The organism is Methanosarcina sp. A14, from assembly GCF_001729375.1.
GTDB lineage: Archaea > Halobacteriota > Methanosarcinia > Methanosarcinales > Methanosarcinaceae > Methanosarcina > Methanosarcina barkeri.
Genome location: NZ_LZPK01000327.1, coordinates 1 through 4,548 on the forward strand (window position 1 = coordinate 1; position 4,548 = coordinate 4,548).

At 37.7% G+C, this 4,548-nt stretch carries 4 protein-coding genes and 1 tRNA gene; 2 read left to right on the forward strand and 3 right to left on the reverse strand.

The window, feature by feature from the left end:
* Positions 1–33: 33 nt before the first annotated feature.
* Positions 34–127 (reverse strand) — tRNA-Arg (locus A9239_RS14080).
* A gap of 474 nt (positions 128–601) precedes the next feature.
* On the opposite strand from A9239_RS14080, the gene A9239_RS14085 reads away from it, so the two are divergent.
* Both A9239_RS14085 and A9239_RS14090 read left to right on the forward strand, forming a co-directional pair.
* Entirely contained in the window at positions 602–1,309 is a 708-nt protein-coding gene (locus A9239_RS14085; RefSeq protein WP_048116784.1) for an ATPase domain-containing protein, read from the forward strand.
* A gap of 4 nt (positions 1,310–1,313) precedes the next feature.
* Complete coding sequence (locus tag A9239_RS14090; RefSeq protein ID WP_048122717.1) at positions 1,314–2,171, forward strand: methanogen output domain 1-containing protein; 858 nt, start codon at positions 1,314–1,316, stop codon at positions 2,169–2,171.
* 304 nt (positions 2,172–2,475) lie between these two features.
* Here A9239_RS14090 and A9239_RS14095 read toward each other — a convergent pair whose 3' ends face one another.
* Positions 2,476–3,201, reverse strand: a complete 726-nt coding sequence (locus A9239_RS14095; RefSeq protein WP_048116781.1) for an RAD55 family ATPase — start codon at positions 3,199–3,201, stop codon at positions 2,476–2,478.
* 516 nt (positions 3,202–3,717) lie between these two features.
* Complete coding sequence (locus A9239_RS14100) at positions 3,718–4,377, reverse strand: hypothetical protein (RefSeq protein WP_052712858.1); 660 nt, start codon at positions 4,375–4,377, stop codon at positions 3,718–3,720.
* Between the last annotated feature and the right edge of the window lie 171 nt (positions 4,378–4,548).

Here is a 4,548-nt window from a genome sequence, read left to right on the forward strand (position 1 = left end):
ATAAGACAGTATAAGACAGATAACGTAAGTAAGCGGGCCCGCCGCGATTCGAACACGGGTCAATGGGTATCTTCGTAATTATATTACTTCGAAGCCCATTAGGATATCCTGGCTACCCTACGAGCCCTTGATGCAGCACTATTGATAGAAGCTATCTATATTAAACTTTTCTCTCAAAATTAAGGCCGTAAGGAATATAGATCGAGATGAATAGGTCATGAGTAGGATTTGAACTTAAAATATCCTGTCTGGAAACGATCATCCTGAAAATTTAGTACAAAATGTTCAAATTAAATGAGGATGACAGAAGAGTGAATAAAAATATATAGTAAGTACGACAGAATTAGCAGTACAAACTGAGTCAAAAAAATAGATTAAATAATTCTTATGAAACGTATATAATTCTTATGAAACGTATATAATTCTCATGAAATTACTGTATAACTAATGAAAAATAATAAACGTTTCTTTAATATAAACAGCTTCTAAATCTCAGGGTCATTTAGAGACTGTTCTAAGCCTTCAAGTTAATAGTCTGATATTAATTCACAGTCCGGGAAGCTATAAGGGTAAAGTACAGAAAGAGTGAGGATTTGCAAAAATGGAAAGGGTTTCAACAGGCATAGAGGAGCTGGACAGGAAGCTGAGTGGGGGTTATCCTGCAAATAAAGTAACCCTTATAACCGGTATAGCAGGAAGCGGGAAAACAATCTTTGGAATTCATTTCATTTATAAAAACTGTCTTGAAGGCAGGAAATGTGTGATTGTCGCAACTGAGGAAAGTCCTGAAGATATTCTCTATCAGGCAAGCATGTTAGGACGCGACCTCACACCTTACTATGAGAACGGACAGCTTATTATACAAAATATCTTTGAAAGCCGTTCGGAAATAATAAGACAGACCAGATACGGGTTTAAGCCTGAAAGCCTGAATCTCGAAATCCCGAGTCTGATAGAATTAATACATGAAGGAACGGAATGCCTCGTTATTGATAACATAGGTACCTTTGCTCTCAGGATTTCCATAAAAAAGCTCAGAGACCAGTTTGATGCGCTAAACTACATGGTAAGGAAAAAAGGCTGTACAGCTCTTTTAATCATGGATGATTCCGCACACAAGATGACTTACCAGCTTGCTGAATACTCGGTCTATGGGTCTATTCACCTGTTAGTAAGGGAAAACTCGTATCTTGGAAAAATGGAGCGCTACCTGAGCATACCCAAGATGCGCAGCACCCCCATTTCCCCTGAGATGTTTATTTTTGAAATCACGTCTGAAGGGATTGTAATTCGTGAATCCAGGGGATGAAACCTTGCAGAATGAAAATATCAAACCTAAAATCCTGATCGTCGATGATGTGCCTGAGAACATAGAGCTTATAGAGGCTTACCTTTCAGTGGAGACCTATGCCCTTATTACTGCCAGCAGTGGAAAGGAGGCTATCCAGAAACTAAAGGAAGAAAAGCTCGATATGATCTTACTGGATGTTATGATGCCTGAAGTAAGCGGCTATGAGGTATGCAAAATTGTCAAAAACAACCCCGAAACTCAATTCATCCCGGTTTTGATGCTCACTGCTCTTTCTGATATTAAAGACCGAATAACAGGGATTGAAGCCGGAGCTGATGATTTCCTTACGAAACCTATTAATAGGCTTGAGCTTAAGACCCGAGTAAAATCCTTACTCAGAATAAAATGCATGCATGACCGGCTGGTAGCTGACCGCAACAGCCTTGAGATAAAAAACCAGGTACAGAGTATCCTTACTGCAATTATTCCCACTTTGCTAAGGTTTGTTTCCAATGAGGAGAAGAGGATCATAATTAACCAGATGACAGGCATGGTCGAAAAAATGCTGCTCGACACATATCACCTTGAAAACAGAGAACTGGACTTCGCTTATGCAGGAAAGGTCTGTGCCGAGATAATGAATCAGCTGGGTGGAAGCTTTTCCTCTGAAAAGGGTGAAAAAGAAAGTTCGTGGATAGTCAGGGGAACAAAGTGCCCCTGGAAAGGAGAAGAAGCCCGTAAAAATCCTATTTTATGCACCCTGACCCGAAAAATTTTTTCGGATATAACTTTGAAAGTGGACTCTGACTTCAGTGTAGAGGCACTGAAGACTATAGGGAACAGGAATAATTGTTGTGAATTCCTTATAAAGGCAGAATGAAATTCCGTTTTCACCAAAGACCTGAGATCAGTTTTTCCGTAAATTTAAGGTTAAGGGAATGACCATAACCCGAAAGTTGTCATCTCATATTTTCAGTATTTAGATTTTCTACTATTGATAGACTACTTGTACTTCTACTAGGTCCTTCATGTTTCTAATATACCCTTCATGTTTCTAATATACCCTTCATGCTTCCAATAGCTCGTTCATGCCTGTAAGATCCTTCATGTTTCTAATAGATCCTTCACCCCTCCAATGAGTCATTCATGCTTCCAATAAGTCATTCACCCCTCCAATGAGTCATTCATGCTTCCAATAGGTCATTCATGCCTGTAATAATTTTGATTCCTTCTGGGGTAATATCAAATAGAGAATACTTGACCGGAACAGCCTTATCTCGCATTTTCTCAACGTAAAGATATTTCTTTGTCTTTCCGTAGTTGAAATTCTCCTGTGAAGTGAGCCGGATTAGCCCGAAAACCATGTAGCCAGTAAGCCTGTGGGTAAGGTTATAGGAGTCCTCATCCATGACAAAAAGGCTTGTGCACCCTTTTTTTAGAAGTATAATGCTTATCGAACTGAATTCATCAGCAAATTCTCTTATGTCATGGTTTATGGCCATTACCCCTATATTGTCGATGACTATAACATCAACTTCCGAAGACATGGAGCTGAGATACTCGATTATATCAGTATCCACAGCACATAGCCCTTTTCCAAATTTAGAAGCGCTTTTGATTTTGTTCATTTTATCTTCAAAGATATTCTTTATACTGAGATGTTTACTTTCAACGAAAGGCTTGAGGTCAAGGTGGATGCTTCGGGATTGGCTGAGGATGTCTTCCGTAAGCTCTCTTGTAAGAATTAATATGCATTTCTTGCCTTGCTCGCAACTCCTGTGCAGGAAATGAATCCCGAGGATAGTTTTTCCAGAGCCTGGAGGACCCGTAACCAGAATGCTTTTCCCTTTAGGAAAGCCTCCATCCATTAGCATATCCAACCTTTCAATCCCTGTAGATAAACTTTCCATACTATCACATCTTAAACTCAGGTATGTTTCTTAGTTATTTTAAGATGGTTTTAAGTAATATAATCTTTTATGAAGAATTGTGGGAGTTGGTCTGGATCTTCAAAGGAAAAGACAATGCTGCTGGAGATAACATGACAGGTTATGTGAATGCAAATTCTATTTAATCAAAAGCTATGTTGAAAAGCAGGAAAAACGGTAAGAAAAATAGCACGTTACCAAATGAAAATAACCGATTTTCAATAAATCATTATAACCAGAGTGAGGGCGCGAACATACCCAGTTGCTTGCCGCGGGGTGCACCAGAGCAACTTTGATTCATTTTTAATCAATAAGAGTTTATCAATGAAAGTTCTTTCAATTATTTTCATTTCTTTATGTCTGTAATTAGAAAAATTCCATGTGCATTTTCTGCTTATTCTTTCTGTTTATTTTATTCATACTATTGTATGTTTATAGTATCTCGGGGCTTATATTGGCAAATATAACTCTCAATAGTGCTCTTCATGAAATTGAATTTCAGAAGTGCCATTTATTCTTTCCAGGCTTCAGCTCAATTGTCTTTTTCGAATCTCCTATATATATGGTGTATTTGCCCGCCGGCATTGAAGAAGTGTGGTAATTAAAGTTGAATTTCCCTTTTGAACTGGTTTTTAGGGTCTGAGATGCCGTAACTGTAAGTTTTACAGAAGAATCTTTACTTGGGGTACTCAGAGCGTCGCCGTCAATAAGAACTTTGTAAGTCAGAGGCGGAACATTTCTCCGAGAAACAGTTGCAATTCCTCTGGGTGCATCGGAAGACAGTTTTTTGGTAAAGAATAGTTTTGTTACGCTTACATTAAGGTTTTCTACTCCTTCACCTTTGAGTGTAAGGAGGTTATCTTCACCTCTAGGTATCTTTATTTTTTCAAGCAAATAATGGTATCTGCCCTCGGTAACCGGGAGTTCCTTTTCAAAAGAAACTTGAGCTATGAGGTCCTCTCCCGGAGAAGCCGTACCTTTAATTTTCAGAGTATCTCCCACAGTAGGATTGGAGGGAGAGATCTTCCAGTCAGTCTTAGCTGCTGACGGAGAAATAAATAGACCAAGCAAAAGAAACACCGACAGAAACCCGAGAACAAGTTTTGTTCTTTTTAATTTCACGAGCTTTATGTTGTTTACATAGTTATTAATTTTCACAAGAAACTCCTCTGTTTAAATCTAATATATTAATTAAAATACAAAACATTTTTAAATTATTTTTATTTAAATTTAATATTTAACTTTGACAAAAAATTTTTAAATATATATAAATTTTAAACAGCACGTTTTTTAATATTTAATATCAATTTATTATTAATAAGACTTTTG

What these genes read in the sequence shown, in the direction of transcription:
- A9239_RS14085 (WP_048116784.1), top strand. Translation starts at nt 602, where the DNA reads ATGGAAAGGGTTTCAACAGGCATAGAGGAGCTGGACAGGAAGCTGAGT.
- A9239_RS14095 (WP_048116781.1), bottom strand. Translation starts at nt 3,201, where the DNA reads ATGGAAAGTTTATCTACAGGGATTGAAAGGTTGGATATGCTAATGGAT.